1 protein-coding gene is annotated in these 1,167 nt (G+C 64.4%); it reads left to right on the forward strand.

Annotation, left to right across the window (positions count from 1 at the left end; translation table 11 throughout):
- Window positions 1–1,150, forward strand: a 1,150-nt coding sequence (locus K6I34_RS37205) for a hypothetical protein (RefSeq protein ID WP_229332429.1), incomplete at its 5' end; no start/stop codon positions are given.
- Window positions 1,151–1,167: the final 17 nt, after the last annotated feature.

Below are 1,167 nucleotides of genomic sequence, written 5' to 3' on the forward strand. Positions count from 1 at the left end.
CCCCCCGTCCGCTCCTCCGTCGGCTTCACCGCCCCCTACCCCGTCCGGGTCGAAGTCGGCGAGTCCGGAGGAGAAGTGGGACGGAAAGGTGCGGGTCCTGGGCGACGGTTCGACGTCCTATACCGGCCCGCAGCCGCACCAGCCCAAGCCGGTGAAACTCAAACCGGGAGAGAAACCGCCGCAGTTCGTGGTGTTCTCCTGGGACGGCGCGCTCCAGGGCGACGACGAGCAGTTCTCGCACTTCCGTGAGGTCGCCAAGGAGAACAACGCGCAGATGACGTTCTTCCTCACCGGGACCTATCTGCTGCCCAAGTCGAAGGCGTCGGCATACCAGCCGCCGCAGCACAAACGCGGCGAAATGGCGATCTCGTACGCCACCGACCAGCACATCAGGGACACCCTGGAACAGCTGCGCGGCGCCTGGCTGGAGGGCAATGAAATAGGCACGCACTTCAACGGGCACTTCTGCGGCGCCAAGGGCGGCGGCGACTGGAGCGTCGCCGAGTGGAAGAGCGAGATCGAACAGTCCTATTCCTTCGTCGAGAACTGGAAGACCAATACCGGATACAAGGACCTTCCCCCACTGCCCTTCGACTACCGGAAGGAGCTGGCCGGCGGCCGGGCTCCCTGCCTGGAGGGCCAGAAGAACCTGCTGAAGGCCGCCAAGTCATTCGGCTGGCGCTACGACGCCAGTTCGCCGGGCGACTTCCAGATCTGGCCGTCCAGAACCGATGGCATCTGGAACTTCCCGCTGCAGCTCCTCCCTTACCCCGGGACCGAGCAGCAGGTCCTCTCCATGGACTTCAATTTCCTCTACAACCAGTCCGGTGACAACACCAAGGGAGACCCGGCCAAGTACGAGCAGTGGCGCAAGCTGACGCGCGACGGCTATCTGAACGGCTTCGAGCGCGTCTACAACGGCAGCCGGGCACCGATGTTCATAGGCAACCACTTCGAGGACTGGAACGGCGGCATCTACATGAAGGCCGTCGAGGACGTCGTGAAGTCCGTCTGCACGCGGGACGGCGTGCGCTGCGTGACCTTCAAACAGCTCGCCGACTGGCTGGACGTCCAGGATCCCCAGGTCCTGGAGAAGATGCGCCAGTTGGACCCGGCGCAGTCCCCGGACTGGAAGTCCCTGGTCAAGTAAGTCCCCACCCCCCTGCC

The sequence above is a fragment of the Streptomyces sp. UNOC14_S4 genome, from assembly GCF_020740835.1.
In the GTDB taxonomy this organism is placed as follows: domain Bacteria; phylum Actinomycetota; class Actinomycetes; order Streptomycetales; family Streptomycetaceae; genus Streptomyces.